This is a genomic window from Alkalilimnicola sp. S0819 (assembly GCF_009295635.1).
In the GTDB taxonomy this organism is placed as follows: Bacteria; Pseudomonadota; Gammaproteobacteria; order Nitrococcales; family WHIW01; genus S0819.
Genome location: NZ_WHIW01000010.1, coordinates 36,561 through 56,152, shown reverse-complemented (window position 1 = coordinate 56,152; position 19,592 = coordinate 36,561). Strand labels below are relative to the sequence as shown.

Here is a 19,592-nt window from a genome sequence, read left to right as displayed (position 1 = left end):
AGCCGCCGCGCGGCTTTCAAACGGTCGGGCTCTAGCTCATTGTTGGGCTGCTCCCCGGACGTTTATACCCGGTGGCCCTTGCCGGAGAAGAGCGGCAGCCTCATGTGCAATATCCTCCACAACCTTATGCGCTCTGGGCACAGTCGTAATCAGGTCCACCGCCTCGCCGACTATAAGCGGGGCGAGCCGGAACTCTCCCTCTTGTACCGCGGCCTGGAAACGTGGGCGCTCAGTGGCCAAGGAATCTTCTAGGTCTTCCATATCCGCGTGCCAGCGTTCTGTCATCTCGTTCCTGACGCTGCGCAGGGTGTACGGCTGCGGCCAGTCGAACCCCCGCAGCACATCGAAGACTGAGCTCCGAACGGTGTCATCACCAGATGCCTCTACAGCTCCAGCTTTGGCTGCTGGATGAGCAAGAGATTCCTCTGTAGCGTAGAAGCGGCTGCCCATCAACACGCCACTGGCGCCGAGCATCAGGACGGCTGCCACGCCGCGCCCGTCGGCGATCCCTCCAGCGGCGACAACTGGAACCGATCCGACCGCATCAACGATGGCAGGGACGAGAGGAAGAGTTGCCCGATTTGCACCGTGCCCGCCGGCTTCGGTGCCCTGCGCGATGATGACATCCGCGCCTTCGGCCACCGCCGCCTCCGCCTGCTTCAAGTTCTGCACCTGCGCTAGCAGAACGCAGTCCGCATCTTTGACCCTCTGGGCGAACGGGGCAAGCTCGCCAAACGAGAGCATTAGGGCGCGAGGTTGGTGGGCCAGTGCCCGATCAAGCAGCTGAGGCTTCGACTTCAAGCTCCATGTGATAAATCCGACACCGATAGGAGCGTCACCGGCTACTTCAAGCTCATGCTCCAGCCACGTTTCGTCGCCGTATCCTCCGCCGATGAACCCCAATCCGCCGGCGCGGGAAACTGCCGCGGCCAGCCGCCCACCGGCAACCAGAGCCATAGGCGCTGAGAGGATTGGGTGCTGAATTCCGAGGAGCCTCGTCAGGGGCGTATCAAGCATTGTTCATTCGCGATTATTCCGTTGTTCCTGCCGCGCGACGTTTCGTCAGCCCAACGCTTACCATGAGTCGCGGCGTCCTCGCCGTCGCGCTCGATGGTTTTGTTACGCATCGTCTTCGACATCAGCGTCTGTAAGCAGCTGGCTGGTGTGCCTGACCGTGAGGACGAAGACCGAGCGATCCACGCGATAAATGATCCGGTACTGGCCATGGAAGAGCTCCCGGACGTCGGCCCTGCTCAACTCCGGGACGCTGCGGCCGATCTCGGGAAAACCCGCCAGAGCATCAACTTTCGCGAAGATCTCATCCACCCACTGAACAGCCGCCGCCGGACTATCCAGCGCGATGTACTCGGCGTACTCCTCGACCCGCTCAAGCGCCAAGGGCGACCAGACGATATTCACTTCTTGAGCCGGGCAAGGACACGAGCCTTCGCATCCTTGTGATCGACGCCTTCTCCCGCCTGAAGCTGCCGATCGGCTTGGTACAAATCCTCCAGTAGCTCAAGCCGCTCCTGCATCGCCTCGTACTGACGAACATCAACGAGCACCGCCACGCCCCGTCCACGCTGGGTGAGTACGAGCGGACGCTTAGTTTCATGAATCTGCTTCAAGAACGAGGCCGCGCCCGACCGGAACTCGGTGAGCGGCCGAATATCCTCATCAAATCGCGTACGTACCATAGAACCTCCTGAAGACCTTTGGATGTACGTCCAAGCGTACTCCTGATGGGCAGAGACGGGAAGGGTGCACTCTTTACGAGGCATAATGTGTGATCAAGCCGCGACGGAGTCACCGGCTTGAACCGCGGCTTGCAACGGTGGGGTTTCGCGAGCCGAGAGGCAGCCTTCGAGCTTGCGGAACCGCTCCGCTGCGAACCATCAAGCCTGCAAAGCCAGCGCCAGCAACACAGCCAACTCCACCAGTTCGATCAAGGCCCCGGTGGTATCCCCGGTGATGCCGCCAAGCCGGCGCAGCATCAGCCAGCGACAGCCGCCGTACATCAGCGCCGCCGCCAGCACCGCCCACAGGCCACCGGGGACCAGCACGGCCAACAGCAGCACGCCGCCCAGTACCCACAGCGCCTGGTCACGGGGCAGATAGGCGGCCAGCGCGCTGCCCAGCCCCCCGGCGCGCACGTAAGGGGTGTCGCGGAACAGGGCCAGGGCCGACAGGCGCCCCAGCACCGGCGCCAGCAACAGCGCCCAGCCGGCTTCGCCGCGGGCCAGCAATTCCGCCAGCGCCTGCCATTTCAGCAGCAACAACAGCACCAGCACCACCACCGCCATGGGGCCGCAGCGGGGGTCTTTCATGATCTCCAGGGTGCGTTCCCGGTCGCCCTGCCCGCCCAGCCAGGCGTCGGCGGCATCGGCCAGGCCGTCCAGATGCAGGGCCGCGCTGGCCAACACCCAGACCGTGAGCAGCACCGCGGCGGCCAGGCCGGCGGCGGCCCCGCCCAAGGGCCAGGCCAGCAGCAGCAACAGCAGCCCCATGGCCAGGCCCACCAGCGGGTAATAAAGCAGGGAACGCCCCGCCGCCTGGTCACTCCAGCTCACCCGCACCGGCAGCCGGGTGAGGAACTGCACCGCCAGCAACAGGCTGCGGCCGGCCATCACGGACGCCCTCCGTGAAATACCAGGCTGGGCGCGAGCCTGCCGTTGATGTCCCGCTGCACCCGCAAGCGGCTCAGGCTGGCGTTGGCCACCTCCAGCCGCAGCACGGCGTGCAGGGGCATTTCCAGCACCCGCGCCAGCAACAATCGAATGATGCCGCCATGGGCGATGACCAGCAGATGATCCCCCTCGGCCTCGTCCAGCAGGCTGTCCAGCACCGCGCCCACCCTTCGGTGGCAGTCGGTCAGCGGCTCGCCGCCGGGGGGCGTGTGCCGCACCGGGTCCTGCCAGTAGCGCTGCAGCGCCTCGGCGTCGCGCTCCTGCACCTGGCTTGCCGTCAGCCCCTCCCAGTCGCCGAAGCTGATTTCGCGCAGGTCCGGCTCGACCCGGCAGGGCAGTTCGTGCTCGGCGGCCAGCGCCTCGGCGAAAGCCCGGCACCGCAGCAGCGGTGAGCTGACCAGCTGTCGCCAGGGTGTGGCGCCGGCACAGGCCTCGCGCATCTGTTGCCAGCCCCGCTCGGACAGGGGGTCGTCCAGGTGGCCCCGATAGCGCGCGCCGCCCCGGGGCTCGCCGTGGCGCAACAGATCGATGAAGCCCGGTTCGCCGCTGGGATGGGCGTGCATCAGCCGCCCCCGCTGATTCCGGCCTCGTCGAAGGTGGCCATGTTGTCGTGCAGGCTGCAGGCGGTGCGCAGCAGGGGCACCGCCACCATGGCGCCGCTGGCCTCACCCAGGCACATGCCCAGATCCAGCAGCGGCTCGGCCGCCAGTTCTTCCAGCACCCGGGCATGCCCCGGCTCGGCGGAACGGTGACTGAAGATCAGCCAGTCCCGCAACTCGGGCCGCAGGCGCACCGCCACCAAGGCCGCCACACTGCTGATGAAGCCGTCCACCAGCACCGGCAAACGTGCCTGACCACAGGCCAGGTAGGCGCCCACCAGCGCCGCCAGCTCGAAGCCCCCCAGGCAGCGCAGCGCATCCAGGGGCTCGCTCACCCCGTGTCGCTCCAGACCGCGCTGAATGATCGCCGCCTTGCGGGCGACACCGGCGGCATCCAGGCCGGTACCCGGCCCGGTCAGTTCGGCGGCACTCAGGCCCAGCACGGCGGCGGCCACGGCGCTGGCCGCGCTGGTGTTGCCGATGCCCATCTCGCCGCCGATCAGCATGTGGATATCGCCGGCCCGCTGCACCGCCTCGTGACCGGCATTGAGTGCCTGGGCCAACTGCTCGGCGGTCATCGCCGGCTCCTGGCAGAAGTTGCGGGTGCCGGGGGCGATGCGCTGGTCCATCACGGCATCCAGGGTCTCCAGCGGCTCCACCGTCCCCAGATTGATGACTTCCAGCTCCGCGCCGGTATCGCGGGCCAGTACGCTGACCGCCGCGCCGCCGCGAGCGAAGTTGCGGATCATCTCGCCGGTCACCGACTGGGGGAAGGCGGACACGCCCTCGGCCACTACGCCATGGTCGGCGGCGAAGATGACGGTGCGCAAACGCCCCAACCAGGGGCGGTCTACCCCCTGCCAGGCGCAGAAGTTGATCGCCAGCTGCTCCAGCCGGCCCAGGGAACCCGGCGGCTTGGTGAGGTTCGCCTGACGTTGGCGGGCACGCTCCGCCTGTACATTGTCGGGGCGGGGAATGGGCTGGTTCAGCCAGCCGAGATCACGGTGGTTCATCACTCTTCCTTCAGAATCTGCGGCAAGCCGGCGACCACCAGCGTCACCCGTTCGCACCGGGCAGCCAGTTGCTGATGGAGGCGTCCGGCTTCGTCGACGAAACGGCGAGCCAGTGGGTTCGTCGGGACAATGCCCTGGCCGACCTCATTGCTGACCAGGATGATGTGACCGGGCAGCCGGTCGAGGCAAGCGAGCAGGGCATCCCGCTGCTCTTCCAGCACCCGATCGCCGGCCTCCAGCAGATTGCTCAACCAGACGGTGAGGCAATCGACCAGAACACAGCGGTTATCGTCGGCCAGTTCCAGCAGACTGTCGGCCAGCGCCAAGGGCTGCTCCAGCAGCGCCCAGTGGGAGGGGCGCTGGGCGCGGTGTCTGCGGATGCGCTCATGCATCTCCTCATCCCGCGCCTGGGCGGTGGCCACATAGACCACCGATAGCCCGCCTTGCGCGGCGCGCCGCTCGGCCCAGGCGCTCTTGCCGGAGCGGGCACCCCCCAATATCAACTCGCGCATGTTCCACCCACGGACCGCTACGCGGCCAGGCCAAAAGGCTCATCCTACCAGCCCGCAAAGGCCTGGGGGGTCAGTGCGCCAGCATCTTCAGGTACTGGGCCATTACCACCGCATTGTTATGCTCCGGGTCGCTGGAGCCGTACAGCAGGGTGACGCTACCGCGCCGCGCCTTGTCGGCCAAGGGTCGCAGCTCTTCCCGATGACACTTCAATTCCGCCAGGTACGCCCGGCGGAAGTCCGCCCAGCTCATCTCGCCATCGTGAAACCGCTTGCGCAGCTGTTCCGAGGGGGCACAGTCCTTCAACCACTCATCCGCTTTCAGCTGCGCTTTCGACACCCCCCGAGGCCACAGCCTGTCCACCAGCACCCGGTGGCCGGCTGAGCTGGAGCCATGGTCGTAGGCACGTTGGGTATGCACAGTCATTTGCCTTGCCTCCCTGATGGTCGATCACTCCTCCATCTTGCCATGAGGGCCGAGCCTCCCGCATCGCAAGGGTGGCCGACGCCCTCTTGGCCCGCCCGCGTCGGCTGGGTATGGTTGATCGCTTACCCCCCACCGCAGGAGCAACCCATGGAATACCGCCGTCTGGGAGACACCGACCTGCAGGTCAGCCAGCTCTGCCTGGGCACCATGACCTGGGGCGAGCAAAACTCCGAGGCCGAGGCCCACGAGCAGCTGGACTACGCCGTGGACCAGGGCATCAACTTCATCGACGCCGCCGAGATGTATCCGGTGCCGCCCCGCGCCGAGACCGCCGGCCGCACCGAGGAGTATCTGGGCAGCTGGCTCGCCGCCCGCGGCAATCGGGACAAGCTGGTCATCGCCAGCAAGATGACCGGTCCGGGCAACGGCGTGCCCCATATCCGCGAGGGCAACAGCCGCTTCGTGCGCGCGCAGATGCGCGAGGCGGTGCACGGCTCCCTGCGCCGCCTGCGCACCGATTATCTGGATCTCTACCAGCTGCACTGGCCCGACCGGAACAGCAACTTCTTCGGCAAGCTCGGTTACAGCCCCCAGGCCGACGAGCCGGAGCCGGACATCGAGGCCAGCCTCACCGCCCTGGCCGAACTGGTGGAGGAAGGGCTGATCCGTCACATCGGCCTGTCCAACGAGACCCCCTGGGGCGTAATGCGCTTCCTGATGGCCGCCGAGAAGCTCGGGCTGCCCCGGGTGGTGAGCGTGCAAAATCCCTACAACCTGCTCAACCGCAGCTACGAGGTGGGCCTGGCCGAGGTCAGTCACCGGGAGGGTTGTGGGCTGCTGGCCTACTCGCCACTGGCCTTCGGCATGCTAAGCGGCAAGTACCTGGGTCGCTGGCCGGAAGAGGCCCGTCTGACGCGCTTCGCCCGCTTCACCCGCTACACCAGCCCCCGGGGCATCGCCACCGCCGCGCGCTATGTGGAGATCGCCCGCCAGCACGGCCTGGACCCGGCGCAGATGGCGCTTGCCTGGGTGAACCGCTGTCCGTGGCTGACCAGCAACATCATCGGCGCCACCCGCATGGAGCAGCTGCAGAGCAACATCGCCAGCCTCCAGCTAGACCTGCCGGACGCGGTCCTGGAGCGTATCGAGGCGGTGCACCAGGATCAGCCCAACCCTTGCCCCTGAGCCCCCAACCCGCGCCCGCCACCCGGGCTGGCGCGGCTCTCCCCCCGGTACCACTCGTCGGTCCACCTTGCACCCCCGGCGCAGTCGTCCTATAGGTAGTCCACGGGTGCGCCAAGCCATGCACCCGGCCCGGGACGGCAGGCGCTAATCCACAAGGGTGGCCCAACCACGAGGAGGGCATCATGGCAGTGCAGTATCGACCCATCATCGGCGACTGGTACCTGACCGCCGAGGGGGACAGCTTCGAAGTGGTCGCCTACGACCCGGAAGACGGCACCATCGAAATCCAGTACTTCGACGGCGCGGTGGAAGAGCTGGACCTGGAAACCTGGTGGGAACTTCCCATGATCCCCAGCGAGCCGCCGGAGGACTGGTCCGGCTCCATGGACATCTCCGCCGAGGACTATGGGGTGGACCTGGAGCGGGCGAGCCCGCAGGCCATGCAGAACCCGCTGGACGACATGGAATTCTGAACCCCTGGTGAAGCTGCAAGCCCCTCACCGCTGGGATGTCTCCCCCGCCGAGGCGGTGGCCATACAGCGGGAGTTGCGCACGCAGCTTCGCCTGGAACCTCTGCGCCACACCCCGCGCCTGATCGCCGGGGTGGATGCGGGCTTCGAGGATGCCGGCCGCACCGCCAGGGCCGCCGTGGTGCTCTACCAGTACCCGGAGCTGGAACCGGTGGAGGAACAACTGGCCCGCGAACCGGTGCGCATGCCCTATATACCGGGGCTGCTGTCCTTTCGGGAAATCCCCGTGGTATTGAAGGCTTTGGCGCAACTGCATCAGGAGCCGGAACTGCTGTTGTGCGACGGGCAGGGCATCGCCCATCCACGGCGCCTGGGCATCGCCGCGCACCTGGGGCTGATCACCGATCTGCCCGCCATCGGGGTAGGCAAATCCCGGCTGATCGGAGACTTTCAGGAACCGGGCACGAACCGGGGCGAGCAAAGCCCGCTGAAGGACAAGGGTGAGCGCATCGGCACCGTGCTGCGCACCCGCGACCGGGTCAAGCCGGTGTTCGTCTCACCCGGGCACCGCATGGATCAGCGCGGCGCGGTGGACTGGGTCATGCGGTGCCTCACCCGCTACCGACTGCCGGAGCCGATCCGCGCCGCGGATCGCCTGGCCTCGGCCTGGCGCCGGAAACCCTCCCCGTAGCCGCGGCTCAGGGCCGCGAATGCCTTTGAACGGGGAAAATCGCGGCCATGAGCCGCAGCTACAGGACCAGAACCACCGCCGCGGCCACCAATGCGCCGGCCACCAGGATCGCGCCGGCGATCAAGCCACCACTGCGCGCCGGCTGCGCTGCCGCGACGTCGGCCGCCTCTTCCCGCGCCGTCTGGCGGGCGGCTTCCACGGCGGCTTCCACGGCGGCTTCCACGGCGGCTTCCACGGCGGCTTTCCGCAGGGTTTGCTCCAACTCTTCGCGCAAACCGGCCAGAGTTTCCCGCGCGGCTTCGGCGGCGGTATCCCGCGCCACGCTGCGGGTCATCTCCACCACCGGCTGCTGCAGTTGCGGCAGGGCCTTCTCTTGAATCAGCCCACTCAGGCGCTGCTCCAGTTGCTGCTCGTCGGGCTGCGGGGGGCGCTCGGCACGCAGTTGCGCGGCCATGGCCTCGGCGGCGGCACGGGATAGCTGCTCGGCATCGGCGGTCCAGGCTTGGCGCAGTTCTTCCCGCAGCGGACCCTGGCGCTCCTCCAAGAGCTGTCCGGCGGCCTGCTCCGCCAGCGGCCCGGCCACGGCTCGCACCGCCTGCTCGGCGTCATCCCGGGCCTGCTTGCTGATCCGTCCGCTCAGCTCCTCCCAGCCACGGCGCGCCGCGGCCAGCTGCTCGGCGGCACTCTGTTCGGCGGCCTCGCGGGCAATGCGGCGGATATCGTCCCAGGGGATTTCGGCCGGCACTGGTGCCGGCGCCTCGGTCTGCGCGACCGGTTCGCTGCTTGCCGCAGGCGTCGGGGGCGCCGCCGCTTCGGCCGGAACGGCGGCAGTGGGCGCCGCGGGTGCAGCCATATCGGGCACGGCCTCCGGCGACCCTTCCACCACCCGCCGCAGGATCTCATTCAAGCGCTCTTCGCTACTGGGCTTGATCAGGAAACCGATCACACCCAGGTCGGCGCCCCTGGCGCGATCCTCAGGGGTGTCCTGAGAGGTGTACATCACCACCGGCAACTGGGCGCAATTGGGCAATTCCCGCAGCTGGCGCACCGCCTCGAAACCGTCCATGTCCGGCATCATGAAATCCATGAACACCAGATCCGGCTGGGACTCGCGCAGCTTCACCAGCGCCTCGCTGCCGTCACCAGCCATGTCCACGGCCAGCTCGCGCTTCTTCAGCTGCTTGCTGAGCGCGATCCGCGCCAGCCGGGAATCGTCCACCACCAGGACCGTGTTGATCGTGCGGGCCATTTCTCCCCCGGAATTCTCGGAAAATCTTATGCCCCCACAATAATCCAAAGCCGGTGCCCGAGCTACCGACGAGGATCGATTGCGCTATGCTGGCCAAAAAACAGCACAGGAAAGCCCCCGCCCATGAACCTGGAAAAGGTGATCTTCGGTTTCTTCATCCTGCTCGCCCTGACACTGAACTTCGGCTTCTTTCTCGGCGACATGGACAACCCCGCTCACCACAATGCCTACGAGCTGTTCGCCGCCCTGGTGGTGAGCCTGGTCGCGACGGTGCTCAAATTCGGCGAGCGCACCCAGATCGGCGCGATACTGCTCGCCTCCAGCCTGGTGGCGGACCTGCAGCTGATCACCGCGGCGATCATCTGGGGGGTGGCGGTCCATGGGCTGGAGATCGGCCTGACACCCGCGGTGATGGCGAGCATCGTCTCGCTGTCCGGCGGCGCCCTGCTCGCCAACCTCACCTCGGTGGTTCTGCTGCTGGTGGAAACCACCAGCCTGCACCGCTGAGATGAAGCTCTCCGACGCCCCGGACACCCCGCGCCCCAGCGTCATCCCGCTGGTGCTGCGGCGCATGCGCGCGCCGCTGCTGCTGCTGATCGGCGCCTACACGCTGGCCATCACCGGCTTCGTGCTGATCCCCGGCCAAACGCCGGCGGGCGAGCCCTGGCGCATGGATTTTCTGCACGCGCTGTACTTTGTCAGCTACACCGCCACCACCATCGGCTTTGGCGAACTGCCCCATGAGTTCACCCGGCTGCAACGGCTGTGGGCGCTGGGCACGCTGTACTCCTGCGTTATCGGCTGGTTCTATGCGCTGGGCAGCATTATCGCGCTGATGCAAGAGCCGGGCTTTCGCCGGGCGCTGGCGCGCAACCAGTTCCGCCGCACGGTGAGCCGCCTGCGCGAGCCCTTCTACCTGGTCTGCGGTTATGGCGATACCGGCAGCCTGCTGGTACGCGCCATCAGCGAGCGCGGACGGCGTTGCGTGGTGATAGAGCGGTGCCAGGGGCCGCTGGACGCACTGAGCCTGGAAGATCTACCCCTGTTCGTGCCTGGGTTGCGGGCCGACGCACAGCACGCCGAGAGCCTGATGGATGCGGGCCTGAGCCACGATTACTGCGCCGGCGTGCTGGCCGTCACCGACGATGATCATGCCAATTTGCAGATCGCCCTGACGGCGAAACTGCTGGGGCAGGGCCTGAGGGTGATCTCCCGCGCCCATACCTCGGCGGCGGAGGAGAATCTGGCGAGCTTCGGCACGGATCACGTGATCAACCCCCATCACAGCCTGGCCGATACCCTGGCCATGGGCATTCCGCTACCCGCCTTCCACGCGGTCTACAACGCCCTCACCGGTGTCCCGGAACAGCCGCTGCCTCAGGCCATCGAGCCGCCCGGCGGGCGCTGGATCCTGTGCGGCTATGGCGCGTTCGGCGAGGCGCTGGCGCAACGATTGCGCGAGCTGGGGCTGGAAACAGTGATCGTCGACACGCAAGCCGCTGGCCGCCCCCAACCCCTGGTCACCGGTCGCGGCACCGAGGCCCATACCCTGCGCGAGGCCGGTATCGGCGAGGCCAGCGCACTGGTGGCCGCCACCGAGGACGACGCCGACAACCTCTCCATTCTGATGACCGCGCGCCAGGAGAATCCCGACATCTTCCTGGTGGGGCTGCAGCGAGAGCGTGCCAACCACGCCATTTACCAAGCGGCCCCCGCGGACCTGATCCTGGAAGCCAGCCGAGTGATGGCGCGGAGCATGCTCAGCCGCCTGGTGGCCCCCTTGCTGCCGGCGTTCCTGAGCTGGCTGCGGGAGCAGCCGCCCCAGGCCGTAGAGGAGCTGGCCGAGCGGCTGCGCCGGCTCAACGAGGGCCGCGTGCCTCATCTGTGGAGTGTGCGGCTGACCGAGCGGGAAACCCCGGCGCTGAACGAGGCCTTCGCGCGGGGCGAGGCCCTGCGCCTGGACACCCTGCTGCGCTCACCCGGGAACCGCGAACATCATCTGGCCTGCCAGGTCCTGCTGGTGCAAAGAGAGGGGGATCTGGCTGCGCTGCCCGGCGGCGACTGGTGCCTGGCTCCGGGGGACAGGCTACTGCTGTGCGGCAGCCGCTTCGCCCGGGGGAGGCTGAACTGGAGCCTGTGCAATCACAACGCACTGGCCTACCTGCTGAGCGGCGAGCAGCGCCCCAGTGGGCTGGTGTGGCGATATCTGGCGAAGCGGCGGGCGAGGAGAAGCGTTTAAGGGAGCACTGATCGGCTCCCTCGCAATAGGCATCAGCCTTCGGTGGAGCGGACCTGCTCGGCGTCGGCGAGCTGTTCGCGCAATGACTGGCGGGTGTCATGCAGCCAATCCCGAGCCACTTCACTGCCGTTGCGCGCCGCCTTGTGGAACCACTGGACGGCCTGTGCCGGGTCGCGATCCACCCCGCGGCCTTCGGCGTACATCACCCCGAGGTTGTGCTGGGCGGCACAGTTGCCTTGCTCGGCGGCCAGACCGAACCACTTCGCCGCCATGCTCTCATCCTGCACCAGCCCCTGGCCGGTAGCGTACAGGAAGGCCAGCGCTTCCTGGGCTTCTGGCAGCCCGCGCAGGGCCGCACGCCGATAGAGCCTTGCGGCGCGCGCCACATCGGGTTCCATGCCCTGACCCCATTCCAGGCGGCGAGCGAGGTAGAAGTCGTTCCAGGCCATGTCGTTGTTCTGCATGCTCAACTCCGTCCTTGCCGAACCTCGGCACCGAAGGCCGTGCAGAAAACGGGCCAACCGGCGTTTCGCGCCCTGTCGGGCTTTAGCGACAGCGGCAGAATAGCCTCAAGTGACGGAGACTGTCACTTTATGACGACAGCTTTCAGCCCATCAGATACACCGCGCCCTCGCGCAGCCGCAGCTCCACGCCCCCCAGGAACGCCCCCGCGCAGGGCCCGCTCACGCAGAAGCCGTCCTCCACGCGAAAGCGTGCATCATGGGTGGCGCATTGCAGGTGCTCGCCTTCCGGGTCCATGAAACGATCCGGCATCCAGTCCAGGCTGGTTCCCCGGTGAGGGCAGACGTTGCGATAGCCGTACACCCACCCACCACGACGCACCAGCACCAGCGCCAGCCGCTCGTCGCCGATCGCCACCTCGAACCCCCTGCCCTGGTTCTCCGGCAGTTCTTCCAGCGCACACAATCGCTGCATGACGTTCTCCTACCCTCGCCAAACTGCACCGTCACGCTCTGTGGGAGCGGCCGAGGCCGCCCCCACAGAGCGCTTCGCAGTATAGCGCCGTGGCCCTTGCCAGCCGCCAGGCCATACCCGACCATAGCCGCAGTTTTCCCCCGCAAAGAGTTCCCCATGCCCAGTTCGCCCGCCCCCCGCGCCTCCTGGCGCGAAGCCCTGACCGCCTACGCCAATCGCCGGGTGCTGGCCATGCTGTTCCTGGGCTTCTCGGCGGGGCTGCCCCTGCTGCTGGTGTTCGGCACCCTCTCGGCCTGGCTGCGCGAGGGGGGCGTGGAGCGGGCCACCATTGGTTACTTCAGCTGGGTGGGCACGATCTACTCCATCAAGGTGTTCTGGGCGCCGGTGGTGGACCGCCTGCGCCTGCCCCTGCTCACCGGCTGGCTGGGCAAGCGGCGCAGCTGGATGCTGCTGGCGCAGGGGGGTATCGCGCTCGGGCTCATGCAGCTGGCACTGCTGGAACCGTCCACCGATGTGGGCCTGATGGCGCTGGTGGCGCTGTTCATCGCCTTCAGCTCCGCCACCCAGGACATCGTCATCGACGCCTACCGCATCGAAGCGGTGGCCGACGAGCTGCAGGCGGCCATGGCCAGCACCTACCAGCTCGGTTACCGCATCGCCATGCTCATGGCCGGCGCCGGCGCACTGTATATCGCGGAGTTCAGCAGCTGGGAGCTGTCCTACACCGCCATGGGCCTGCTGATGGGCGTGGGCATGCTCACCACCCTGGCGGTGCGCGAACCCGAGCACCCCCGCCCGCCTCCCGCCGCCGCGGCCCGCGGCCCGCTGCCCTGGCTGCGGGTCGCGGTGGTGGAACCCTTCGTGGAGTTCTTTCAGCGCAATGGCCGGCTGGCGTTGATGATCCTCGCCTTCGTCGCCGTCTACCGCATCAGCGACATCACCATGGGCGTGATGGCCAACGCCTTCTACATCGACCTGGGCTTCTCCAAGGCCGACATCGCCAACGTCAGCAAGGCCTTCGGCTTTGTCATGAGCATCGCCGGCATGTTCCTGGGCGGCGTACTGGTGGCCCGCTACGGCATCATGCGCCCCTTGGTCGCCGGCGCCATTCTTGCCGCCGCGTCCAACCTGATGTTCGTGGGCCTGGCCCTGGCGGGCCAAAGCATGCCCTGGTTGGCCGCGGCCATCACCGTCGACAACCTCGCCGGCGGCATGGCGGCGACGGTGTTCATCGCCTACCTTTCCAGCCTCACCCATCATGCCTACACCGCCACCCAGTACGCCCTGTTCAGCTCGTTGATGCTGCTGGTGCCGAAATTCATCGGCGGCTTTTCCGGGCTGATCGTGGACGGTTACGGTTATGTAAGCTTCTATCTGTACTCCACCGCGCTGGGGCTGCCCGCGGTACTGCTGGCGGTTTACCTGAGCCGCACAGTGCCGGCGCCGCGCAGGGCGCGCCCGGCAGGAAAAACCCCATAGCGCGCGGCTATGGTGGGCATAAACCGGATGAAGTTCCCCCGGCCAGCCGATACCCTTACTCTATTGGGCAAATCGGCTGAACCAGCCATCACGTTTTCAGAGGACCAACACTCATGGCCGAGACCACACACGCACGCCTGTTGATTCTGGGCTCAGGCCCGGCCGGCTACACCGCCGCCGTCTACGCCGCCCGCGCCAACTTGCGCCCGGTGCTGGTTACCGGGCTGCAGATGGGCGGGCAGCTCACCACCACCACCGACGTGGACAACTGGCCCGGCGACGTGGAAGGCCTGCAGGGCCCGGCGCTGATGGATCGTATGCGCGCCCATGCCGAGCGCTTCGATACCGAGATCATCTTCGACCAGGTGCACACGGTGGACCTGAATCAGCGCCCCTTCCGCCTGGAAGGCGACAGCGGGGTGTACACCTGTGACGCACTGATCATCGCCACCGGCGCCAGCGCGCAGTACCTGGGCCTGCCCTCCGAGGAGGCTTTCCAGGGCCGGGGCGTGTCCGCCTGCGCCACCTGCGACGGTTTTTTCTACCGCGACCAGGACGTGGCCGTGGTGGGCGGCGGCAACACCGCCGTGGAGGAGGCGCTGTACCTGTCCAACATCGCCCGCAGCGTGACCCTGATCCACCGCCGCGACACCCTGCGCGCGGAGAAGATCCTCCAGGACAAGCTCTTCGCGCGGGCAGAGGAAGGCAAGATCAATCTGCTCTGGCACCATACCCTGGACGAGGTGCTGGGCGATGAATCCGGCGTGACCGGCGCGCGGGTCAAGCACGCGCAATCCGGCGAAACCCGGGAGCTGGCGCTCACCGGCGTCTTCATTGCCATCGGCCACAAGCCCAACACCGACATCTTCGCCGGGCAGCTGGACATGGCCGACGGCTACATCAAGGTAAAAAGCGGCCTGCAGGGCAACGCCACCGCAACCAGCGTGGATGGTGTGTTCGCCGCCGGCGATGTCATGGACCACGTCTACCGCCAGGCCATTACCTCGGCGGGCAGCGGCTGCATGGCGGCGCTGGACGCGGAACGCTTCCTGGACCAGCAGGACTGAAGCGGAGGGACTCATGCAGAAACCGAAGCATCTGGCGCTCTACAACTACTATTCCTGCCCCTTCTGCATGGTGGTGCGCGACGCTATCCGCCAATTGGGCGTGGACGTGGAGAACCGGGACACCCTGAAGAACCCGGCGCACAAGGCCGAACTGGTGGAACAGGGCGGCCGCGGCACCGTGCCCTGCCTGCGCATCGAGCATGCCGATGGCGAAGTGGAGTGGATGTACGAATCCGCGGTGATCGTGGACTACTTGAAGCGACTCGCCGCCTGAGCCGTAACCGCAACACCGCCGCAGTCGGGGTCGGAGACGCCCTGCGAAGCCTCCGACCCCGGCCTGCGGCGCCGCCGAAAACTGTGATGTACAGCACACTATTTTTACACATCACTCATCTTTCCCCACTGCTTGCCGCTATAGAACAGCGCATGCCATGAAACCCGGAGTCCGCCGGGCATTCCTGTCTGAAGAGGACGCGTTGTGAACACACTCTTGGCCCGCGCCGGCATCGCCGGCAAGATCCTGCTCGCCCCCGTGGTGATTCTGGTGCTGTTGCTGATGATCGGCCTGGTCTCCCAAGGCCAGATCAGTCAACTCAACGAGCGAGTGACTCGACTGGCGAAAGAGGAAGCGCCCAAGACCGGTGAGGCGGCGGAGATGCTGTTCAACCTCTACCGCCAGCGCTTGCGCCTGCAGGAGTATGTCCTGACCGCCAACGCCGAGGAGCTTGATCAGTTTCGCCAACTGGCAAACCGCCTGCGCGAGGAGATCCGCCAGGCCCAGCAGCACTTCTCCAACCCGGCCCAACTCGACCGGCTGGAAAAGTTCAGCACGCTGCAGCAACGCTATGTGCAGAGCATGGACCAGGACGTCGCGCCCTCGGTGCAGGAACGGGAGCGTGTTTTGCGGGAGGTGCTGGACGTAAGTGGCATCCAGGCTGCGAACAGTCTGGAGGAGCTGACCGTCAGCTTTTACGAAAGCTACTCCGTGAACAATGCCTACAACACCGGCCGTGCGAACCATCATCTGATGCTCGCCCGACTGTACAGCCAGCGCTACTTCGCCACCCACAACCCGGACCACATCGACCGCGTGCATGATGAGCTGGCGGAAATGGAGAATTTCCTCGGCAAGCTGGAACTGGTCGACCAACTGGACCAGGAAGCCAACGCCAAGCTGCAGGCCGCGCGCCTCGCCGCCCAGACCTTCCGCGACGGCTTCGACCGGCTGGTGAAGGCCACCCAGACCCTGGGCGAGGCTTTGGAGCGACGCATGAACCCCACTGGCGTCGAGATGGGCGCCTTGGTCGCCGACATGCAAAAGCAAGTCTTCCAGGAACTGGTGCGCGAATCGGACAGCGCCACAGAGGCCTCCAACAGTGCACAACGGAATATCACCCTGTTGCTCATTGGCGCCATCGTGCTGGGCGCGCTGCTGGCCTGGCTGATTACCCGCAGCATCGTACGGCCCATGCGCCGGGCCGATATCCTGGTCACGGACCTGCTGAGCGAGATCGAGGCCGGGCGGGGCGACTTGACCGTGCGCCTGCCCGCCCATGACCGGGACGAGTTCGGGCGCCTGAGCCTGTCCATCAACCGCTTCCTGCAGACTCTTCAGGCCCTGGTGAGCAATATCAGCCGGGAAAGCGCCCAGCTGGCCGCCGCCGCGGAAGAGCTCAGTGCCGTGACCCGCCAGACCAGCGATGGCGTGAAGACCCAGCAAAGCGAGGTGGACCAGGTGGCCACGGCCATGAACGAGATGACCGCCACCGCCCACGAGATCGCCCGTAACGCCGCTGGTGCCGCCGAAGCCGCCGGTGACGCCGACGGCGCCGCCAAACAGGGCGCCCAGCTGGTCGAACGCACGGTCGCCGCCATCCATACCCTGGCTGCCGAGGTTCAGGAGGAGAGCAAACTCGCCGCCCGCCTGCAGGCGGACAGCGACAACATCGGCACCGTGCTGGAGGTAATCAGCGGGGTAGCCGAGCAAACCAATCTGCTCGCTCTGAACGCGGCCATCGAGGCGGCCCGCGCCGGCGAGCAGGGCCGCGGCTTCGCCGTGGTCGCCGACGAGGTGCGCACTCTGGCCAGCCGAACTCAGGAATCCACCGAGGAGATCCGCACCATCATCGAGCGTCTTCAGGACGGCGCACGCCACGTGGCACAGAGCCTGCAGCGCTGCGGGCACAGTGCGGCCGAGACCGAGGAGCAGGCCAGCGAAGCCGGCGAGGGGCTTGGCTCCATCACGCAGAAGGTCACGGTGATCAACGACATGAATTCGCAGATCGCCAGTGCTGCCGAACAGCAGACCGCCACCGCGGAGGACATCAACCGCAGCACCGTGCGGGTGCGGGAAGTGGTGGACCAGACCGCCGCCGCCTCGGCGCAGCTGGACACCGCCGCCGAGGAACTGGCGCGGATGGGCAGCCGCCTGCAGGATCAGGTGAAGGGGTTCAAGAGCTGAAGCCGGGGAAGGCGGAGATCCTCGATCCCGCCTTCGGCGGCTTCGCCGCTAAGCGTGTGACAAAGCCCCCTGCAGGAGCGGCGAATGGCCTCGGCCCTCTCGGCGAAAGGCCATCGCGGCCATACGCCGCTCCCGCGGACACCTATTCCGCGGCCCAAGCCGGATAGTCATATACCAGGGTCAGTGGTGCATGGTCCGAGAAGCGCTCGGCGGTGTAGATATCCGCGCTCAACACCCGGTCCTTCAACCCCGGCGTGATCACGTGGTAATCGATACGCCAGCCCACGTTCTTCGCCCAGGCCTGGCCGCGGTTTGACCACCAGGTGTACTGATCCTCTTCCTGGTTCACCAGGCGGAAGGCGTCGTGGAAGCCCTCCTCGCCGAACAGCCGATCCATCCAGGCCCGCTCCTCGGGGAGAAAACCCGAGTTCTTGCGGTTGCCCCGCCAGTTCTTCAGGTCGATTTCCTTGTGGGCGATGTTCCAGTCGCCGCAGATAATGTAGTCTCGCCCCGAGGCCTTGATCTCTCGCAGGTGCGCCATGAAACGCGCCATGAAGTCGAACTTCACCGCCTGGCGCTCCTCGCTGGACGAGCCCGACTGCACGTACAGCGAGATCACCGACAGATTGCCAAAGCGCGCTTCCAGATACCGCCCTTCCGCGTCCACATCCGGCCAACCCAGCCCCACGATGACCTCATCGGGCTCGCGCCGGCTGTAGATCGCCACGCCGCTATAGCCTTTCCTTTCGGCGGAATGGAAATGGTGGTGATAGCCCTCGGGGTAGAACAACGCATCGGTGAGCTGCTCTTCCTGGGCCTTGATTTCCTGCAGGCACACCACGTCCGGGCGCTCCTTCGCCAGCCACTCGAACATGCCCTTTCGGGCCGCGGCGCGTATGCCGTTGACATTGATGGAGGTGACTTTCATTGGAGATATTCCTCGCGTGAAGCTCGCAAAGGCGCAAAGGGTAGCGCAGACAAAATAAAAAGGCGCCGGGGTGAGCGGGCGCACCGAATCTTCGACTATCCGGACGGCGCGGGAACGGGCGGGTGAGCATCGGCGCCGGCCGTAGGCTCCCGGTAGGCCCTGGGGGTTCCGGGGTGGGTGCGGTTCGGGGCGGCCGTCGATGCAGCCGAGCATCGCAGCCGGAAAGGGATCAGCTTGTTCGAGCGTAGCGAGTTTGCTGCTCGCCCCTCTCCGGCGAGAAGCGCAGGGGACCGGGCCAAAACGAAAAAGGCGCCGGGTTTACCGGCGCCTTCTGGCTTTCCTGCTGCGGGAGCGGGGCCTTAGAGCCGCTCGAACAGGGCGGCGATGCCCTGACCGCCACCGATGCACATGCTCACCACGGCGTAGCGGCCGCCGGTGCGCTGCAGCTCGTAGACAGATTTCACGGTAAGGATGGCGCCGGTGGCACCGATGGGGTGCCCCAGGGAGATGCCGGAACCGTTGGGGTTGACCTTGGCTTCGTCCAGCTCCAGGTCACGCACCACGGCGAGGGCCTGGGAAGCAAAGGCTTCGTTCAGCTCCCACAGGTCGATGTCTTCCTTGGCGACACCGGTGTCGGCCAGCAGCTGCTTGATCGCCGGCACCGGGCCGATGCCCATGTACTGCGGATCGACACCGGCCACGCTGTAGCCCACCAGGCGCGCCAGGGGCTTCAGGCCCTTGGCTTCGGCGACACCCCGCTCGGCCAGCACCACGGCGGCGGCGCCGTCGTTGATGGAGGACGCGTTGCCAGCGGTGACCGAACCGTCCTTCTTGAACACCGGGCGCATGCCGGCGAGCTTCTCGGTGGAAACCTCACGCGGGTTCTCGTCGGTGTCGAAGACGTTCACGCCCTTGCGGGTCTTGATCTCCACCGGGACGATCTGGTCCTTGAACACGCCATCCTGCACGGCCTTCACGCCCCGACGCTGGGCTTCCGCGGCGAAGGCATCCTGGTCCTCGCGGGAGATCTTCCACTTCTCGGCGATGTTCTCGGCGGTGATGCCCATGTGGCAGGACTCGAAAGGATCGGTGAGCGCGCCCACCATGGCGTCCAGGATCTGGCCGTCACCCATGCGCTGCCCCCAGCGGGTCGTCGGCAGCCAGAAGGGCGCGCGGCTCATGGCCTCGGCGCCGCCACCCACGGCCATGTCCGCCTGGCCCAGCTCGATCTGCTGCGCGGCGGTGACGATGGCCTGCAGGCCGCTGCCGCACAGGCGGTTCAGGGTCAGGGCGGGAGTGGAATGGGGCAGACCGGCGTTCACCGAAGCCAGACGGGAGATGTACATATCCCGTTTCTCGGTGTGAATCACGTTACCCAGCACGGTGTGACCGATATCCTCGGCCTGCGCACCGGAGCGGCTCACCGCCTCCTTGATGGCCAGGGTGGCCAGATCGGCCAGGGGCACATCCTTCAGGCTGCCACCATAGGCACCGATGGCGGTACGTGCGGCTCCGACGACTACGACTTCACGGCTGTTGTTCATGAGACCTCCGTTACTGCCCCGGTGGGGCGTGAACCCGGGCGCCCGCCCGGTTCGGGCGGAGCCTGATGGGGTGCGGCCAACAGGGCCGCGGCCAGGCACTCCGGCGCG

The 19,592-nt window shown here is 66.8% G+C and carries 22 protein-coding genes; 9 read left to right on the top strand and 13 right to left on the bottom strand.

Going from position 1 to position 19,592, the window contains the following annotated elements; genetic code table 11:
* Window positions 1-36: 36 nt before the first annotated feature.
* The 8 genes from GBG68_RS09730 to GBG68_RS09695 all read right to left on the bottom strand — a co-directional run bounded on the left by GBG68_RS09730 (window position 37) and on the right by GBG68_RS09695 (window position 5,235).
* Window positions 37-1,017: an NAD(P)H-dependent flavin oxidoreductase gene (locus tag GBG68_RS09730; RefSeq protein ID WP_152146757.1), complete on the bottom strand. Its 981-nt coding sequence runs from the start codon at window positions 1,015-1,017 to the stop codon at window positions 37-39.
* Window positions 1,018-1,119: 102 nt separating this feature from the next.
* Window positions 1,120-1,419, bottom strand: coding sequence for a type II toxin-antitoxin system RelE/ParE family toxin (locus GBG68_RS09725; protein WP_152146756.1), 300 nt, complete (start codon window positions 1,417-1,419; stop codon window positions 1,120-1,122).
* Window positions 1,416-1,697 (bottom strand): type II toxin-antitoxin system Phd/YefM family antitoxin, encoded by a 282-nt coding sequence (locus GBG68_RS09720; protein ID WP_152146755.1) that lies wholly within the window; start codon window positions 1,695-1,697, stop codon window positions 1,416-1,418. Before GBG68_RS09720 ends, GBG68_RS09725 begins: the two co-directional genes overlap by 4 nt.
* A 198-nt stretch (window positions 1,698-1,895) precedes the next feature.
* Entirely contained in the window at window positions 1,896-2,627 is a 732-nt protein-coding gene (locus GBG68_RS09715) for an adenosylcobinamide-GDP ribazoletransferase (RefSeq protein ID WP_152146754.1), read from the bottom strand.
* Window positions 2,627-3,250, bottom strand: coding sequence for a histidine phosphatase family protein (locus tag GBG68_RS09710; RefSeq protein ID WP_152146753.1), 624 nt, complete (start codon window positions 3,248-3,250; stop codon window positions 2,627-2,629). Before GBG68_RS09710 ends, GBG68_RS09715 begins: the two co-directional genes overlap by 1 nt.
* Window positions 3,250-4,299 (bottom strand): nicotinate-nucleotide--dimethylbenzimidazole phosphoribosyltransferase, encoded by a 1,050-nt coding sequence (cobT, locus tag GBG68_RS09705; protein ID WP_152146752.1) that lies wholly within the window; start codon window positions 4,297-4,299, stop codon window positions 3,250-3,252. The genes GBG68_RS09710 and cobT overlap by 1 nt, the downstream gene beginning before the upstream one ends.
* A complete protein-coding gene (gene cobU, locus GBG68_RS09700) occupies window positions 4,299-4,811 on the bottom strand; it encodes a bifunctional adenosylcobinamide kinase/adenosylcobinamide-phosphate guanylyltransferase (RefSeq protein WP_152146751.1) in 513 nt (170 codons plus the stop codon). Before cobU ends, cobT begins: the two co-directional genes overlap by 1 nt.
* A 70-nt stretch (window positions 4,812-4,881) precedes the next feature.
* The gene (locus GBG68_RS09695) at window positions 4,882-5,235 is read right to left on the bottom strand and encodes a DUF488 domain-containing protein (RefSeq protein ID WP_152146750.1); all 354 of its coding nucleotides are present in this window, start codon (window positions 5,233-5,235) and stop codon (window positions 4,882-4,884) included.
* Window positions 5,236-5,382: 147 nt separating this feature from the next.
* Here GBG68_RS09695 and GBG68_RS09690 point away from each other — a divergent pair, with 147 nt between their 5' ends.
* From GBG68_RS09690 to nfi, 3 genes are all read left to right on the top strand, one after another.
* On the top strand, window positions 5,383-6,420 hold the full coding sequence (locus GBG68_RS09690; RefSeq protein ID WP_152146749.1) for an NADP(H)-dependent aldo-keto reductase: 1,038 nt from the start codon (window positions 5,383-5,385) through the stop codon (window positions 6,418-6,420).
* A gap of 182 nt (window positions 6,421-6,602) precedes the next feature.
* Window positions 6,603-6,893, top strand: coding sequence for a DUF6763 family protein (locus GBG68_RS09685; protein WP_152146748.1), 291 nt, complete (start codon window positions 6,603-6,605; stop codon window positions 6,891-6,893).
* A 7-nt stretch (window positions 6,894-6,900) separates the two neighbouring features.
* Window positions 6,901-7,581 carry a deoxyribonuclease V gene (gene nfi, locus GBG68_RS09680; RefSeq protein ID WP_226801760.1) on the top strand — a complete coding sequence of 227 codons (681 nt, stop codon included), beginning with the start codon at window positions 6,901-6,903 and terminating at the stop codon, window positions 7,579-7,581.
* A gap of 58 nt (window positions 7,582-7,639) precedes the next feature.
* On the opposite strand, the gene GBG68_RS09675 is transcribed toward nfi, so the two are convergent.
* Window positions 7,640-8,830, bottom strand: a complete 1,191-nt coding sequence (locus GBG68_RS09675; RefSeq protein ID WP_152146746.1) for a response regulator — start codon at window positions 8,828-8,830, stop codon at window positions 7,640-7,642.
* A 123-nt stretch (window positions 8,831-8,953) separates the two neighbouring features.
* On the opposite strand from GBG68_RS09675, the gene GBG68_RS09670 reads away from it, so the two are divergent.
* Window positions 8,954-9,337 carry a DUF6394 family protein gene (locus GBG68_RS09670; protein ID WP_152146745.1) on the top strand — a complete coding sequence of 128 codons (384 nt, stop codon included), beginning with the start codon at window positions 8,954-8,956 and terminating at the stop codon, window positions 9,335-9,337.
* A 1-nt stretch (window position 9,338) separates the two neighbouring features.
* The gene (locus tag GBG68_RS09665) at window positions 9,339-11,069 is read left to right on the top strand and encodes a potassium channel family protein (protein WP_152146744.1); all 1,731 of its coding nucleotides are present in this window, start codon (window positions 9,339-9,341) and stop codon (window positions 11,067-11,069) included.
* A gap of 32 nt (window positions 11,070-11,101) precedes the next feature.
* Here GBG68_RS09665 and GBG68_RS09660 read toward each other — a convergent pair whose 3' ends face one another.
* Both GBG68_RS09660 and GBG68_RS09655 read right to left on the bottom strand, forming a co-directional pair.
* Window positions 11,102-11,533 (bottom strand): tetratricopeptide repeat protein, encoded by a 432-nt coding sequence (locus tag GBG68_RS09660; RefSeq protein WP_152146743.1) that lies wholly within the window; start codon window positions 11,531-11,533, stop codon window positions 11,102-11,104.
* 142 nt (window positions 11,534-11,675) lie between these two features.
* Window positions 11,676-12,005 (bottom strand): Rieske (2Fe-2S) protein, encoded by a 330-nt coding sequence (locus GBG68_RS09655; protein ID WP_152146742.1) that lies wholly within the window; start codon window positions 12,003-12,005, stop codon window positions 11,676-11,678.
* A gap of 156 nt (window positions 12,006-12,161) precedes the next feature.
* On the opposite strand from GBG68_RS09655, the gene GBG68_RS09650 reads away from it, so the two are divergent.
* The 4 genes from GBG68_RS09650 (at window position 12,162) to GBG68_RS09635 (ending at window position 17,012) form a co-directional block, all read left to right on the top strand.
* On the top strand, window positions 12,162-13,484 hold the full coding sequence (locus GBG68_RS09650) for an AmpG family muropeptide MFS transporter (protein ID WP_226801759.1): 1,323 nt from the start codon (window positions 12,162-12,164) through the stop codon (window positions 13,482-13,484).
* A gap of 113 nt (window positions 13,485-13,597) precedes the next feature.
* Window positions 13,598-14,551: a thioredoxin-disulfide reductase gene (trxB, locus tag GBG68_RS09645; RefSeq protein WP_152146741.1), complete on the top strand. Its 954-nt coding sequence runs from the start codon at window positions 13,598-13,600 to the stop codon at window positions 14,549-14,551.
* Between the two features lie 13 nt (window positions 14,552-14,564).
* Entirely contained in the window at window positions 14,565-14,825 is a 261-nt protein-coding gene (locus GBG68_RS09640; RefSeq protein ID WP_152146740.1) for a glutathione S-transferase N-terminal domain-containing protein, read from the top strand.
* 204 nt (window positions 14,826-15,029) lie between these two features.
* Window positions 15,030-17,012 carry a methyl-accepting chemotaxis protein gene (locus GBG68_RS09635; RefSeq protein WP_152146739.1) on the top strand — a complete coding sequence of 661 codons (1,983 nt, stop codon included), beginning with the start codon at window positions 15,030-15,032 and terminating at the stop codon, window positions 17,010-17,012.
* A 142-nt stretch (window positions 17,013-17,154) separates the two neighbouring features.
* Here the strand turns inward: GBG68_RS09635 and GBG68_RS09630 are convergent, their stop codons facing one another.
* Both GBG68_RS09630 and GBG68_RS09625 read right to left on the bottom strand, forming a co-directional pair.
* Complete coding sequence (locus tag GBG68_RS09630; protein WP_152146738.1) at window positions 17,155-17,940, bottom strand: exodeoxyribonuclease III; 786 nt, start codon at window positions 17,938-17,940, stop codon at window positions 17,155-17,157.
* 359 nt (window positions 17,941-18,299) lie between these two features.
* Entirely contained in the window at window positions 18,300-19,484 is a 1,185-nt protein-coding gene (locus GBG68_RS09625) for an acetyl-CoA C-acyltransferase family protein (RefSeq protein ID WP_152146737.1), read from the bottom strand.
* Window positions 19,485-19,592: the final 108 nt, after the last annotated feature.

Excerpts from the sequence above, each read along its gene's own strand:
- GBG68_RS09730 (WP_152146757.1), bottom strand. The coding sequence starts at position 1,017 with ATGCTTGATACGCCCCTGACGAGGCTCCTCGGAATTCAGCACCCAATC.
- GBG68_RS09720 (WP_152146755.1), bottom strand. The coding sequence starts at position 1,697 with ATGGTACGTACGCGATTTGATGAGGATATTCGGCCGCTCACCGAGTTC.
- GBG68_RS09715 (WP_152146754.1), bottom strand. The coding sequence starts at position 2,627 with ATGGCCGGCCGCAGCCTGTTGCTGGCGGTGCAGTTCCTCACCCGGCTG.
- GBG68_RS09710 (WP_152146753.1), bottom strand. The coding sequence starts at position 3,250 with ATGCACGCCCATCCCAGCGGCGAACCGGGCTTCATCGATCTGTTGCGC.
- cobT (WP_152146752.1), bottom strand. The coding sequence starts at position 4,299 with ATGAACCACCGTGATCTCGGCTGGCTGAACCAGCCCATTCCCCGCCCC.
- cobU (WP_152146751.1), bottom strand. The coding sequence starts at position 4,811 with ATGCGCGAGTTGATATTGGGGGGTGCCCGCTCCGGCAAGAGCGCCTGG.
- GBG68_RS09695 (WP_152146750.1), bottom strand. The coding sequence starts at position 5,235 with ATGACTGTGCATACCCAACGTGCCTACGACCATGGCTCCAGCTCAGCC.
- GBG68_RS09690 (WP_152146749.1), top strand. The coding sequence starts at position 5,383 with ATGGAATACCGCCGTCTGGGAGACACCGACCTGCAGGTCAGCCAGCTC.
- GBG68_RS09685 (WP_152146748.1), top strand. The coding sequence starts at position 6,603 with ATGGCAGTGCAGTATCGACCCATCATCGGCGACTGGTACCTGACCGCC.
- GBG68_RS09675 (WP_152146746.1), bottom strand. The coding sequence starts at position 8,830 with ATGGCCCGCACGATCAACACGGTCCTGGTGGTGGACGATTCCCGGCTG.
- GBG68_RS09670 (WP_152146745.1), top strand. The coding sequence starts at position 8,954 with ATGAACCTGGAAAAGGTGATCTTCGGTTTCTTCATCCTGCTCGCCCTG.
- GBG68_RS09665 (WP_152146744.1), top strand. The coding sequence starts at position 9,339 with ATGAAGCTCTCCGACGCCCCGGACACCCCGCGCCCCAGCGTCATCCCG.
- GBG68_RS09660 (WP_152146743.1), bottom strand. The coding sequence starts at position 11,533 with ATGCAGAACAACGACATGGCCTGGAACGACTTCTACCTCGCTCGCCGC.
- GBG68_RS09655 (WP_152146742.1), bottom strand. The coding sequence starts at position 12,005 with ATGCAGCGATTGTGTGCGCTGGAAGAACTGCCGGAGAACCAGGGCAGG.
- GBG68_RS09650 (WP_226801759.1), top strand. The coding sequence starts at position 12,162 with ATGCCCAGTTCGCCCGCCCCCCGCGCCTCCTGGCGCGAAGCCCTGACC.
- trxB (WP_152146741.1), top strand. The coding sequence starts at position 13,598 with ATGGCCGAGACCACACACGCACGCCTGTTGATTCTGGGCTCAGGCCCG.
- GBG68_RS09640 (WP_152146740.1), top strand. The coding sequence starts at position 14,565 with ATGCAGAAACCGAAGCATCTGGCGCTCTACAACTACTATTCCTGCCCC.
- GBG68_RS09630 (WP_152146738.1), bottom strand. The coding sequence starts at position 17,940 with ATGAAAGTCACCTCCATCAATGTCAACGGCATACGCGCCGCGGCCCGA.
- GBG68_RS09625 (WP_152146737.1), bottom strand. The coding sequence starts at position 19,484 with ATGAACAACAGCCGTGAAGTCGTAGTCGTCGGAGCCGCACGTACCGCC.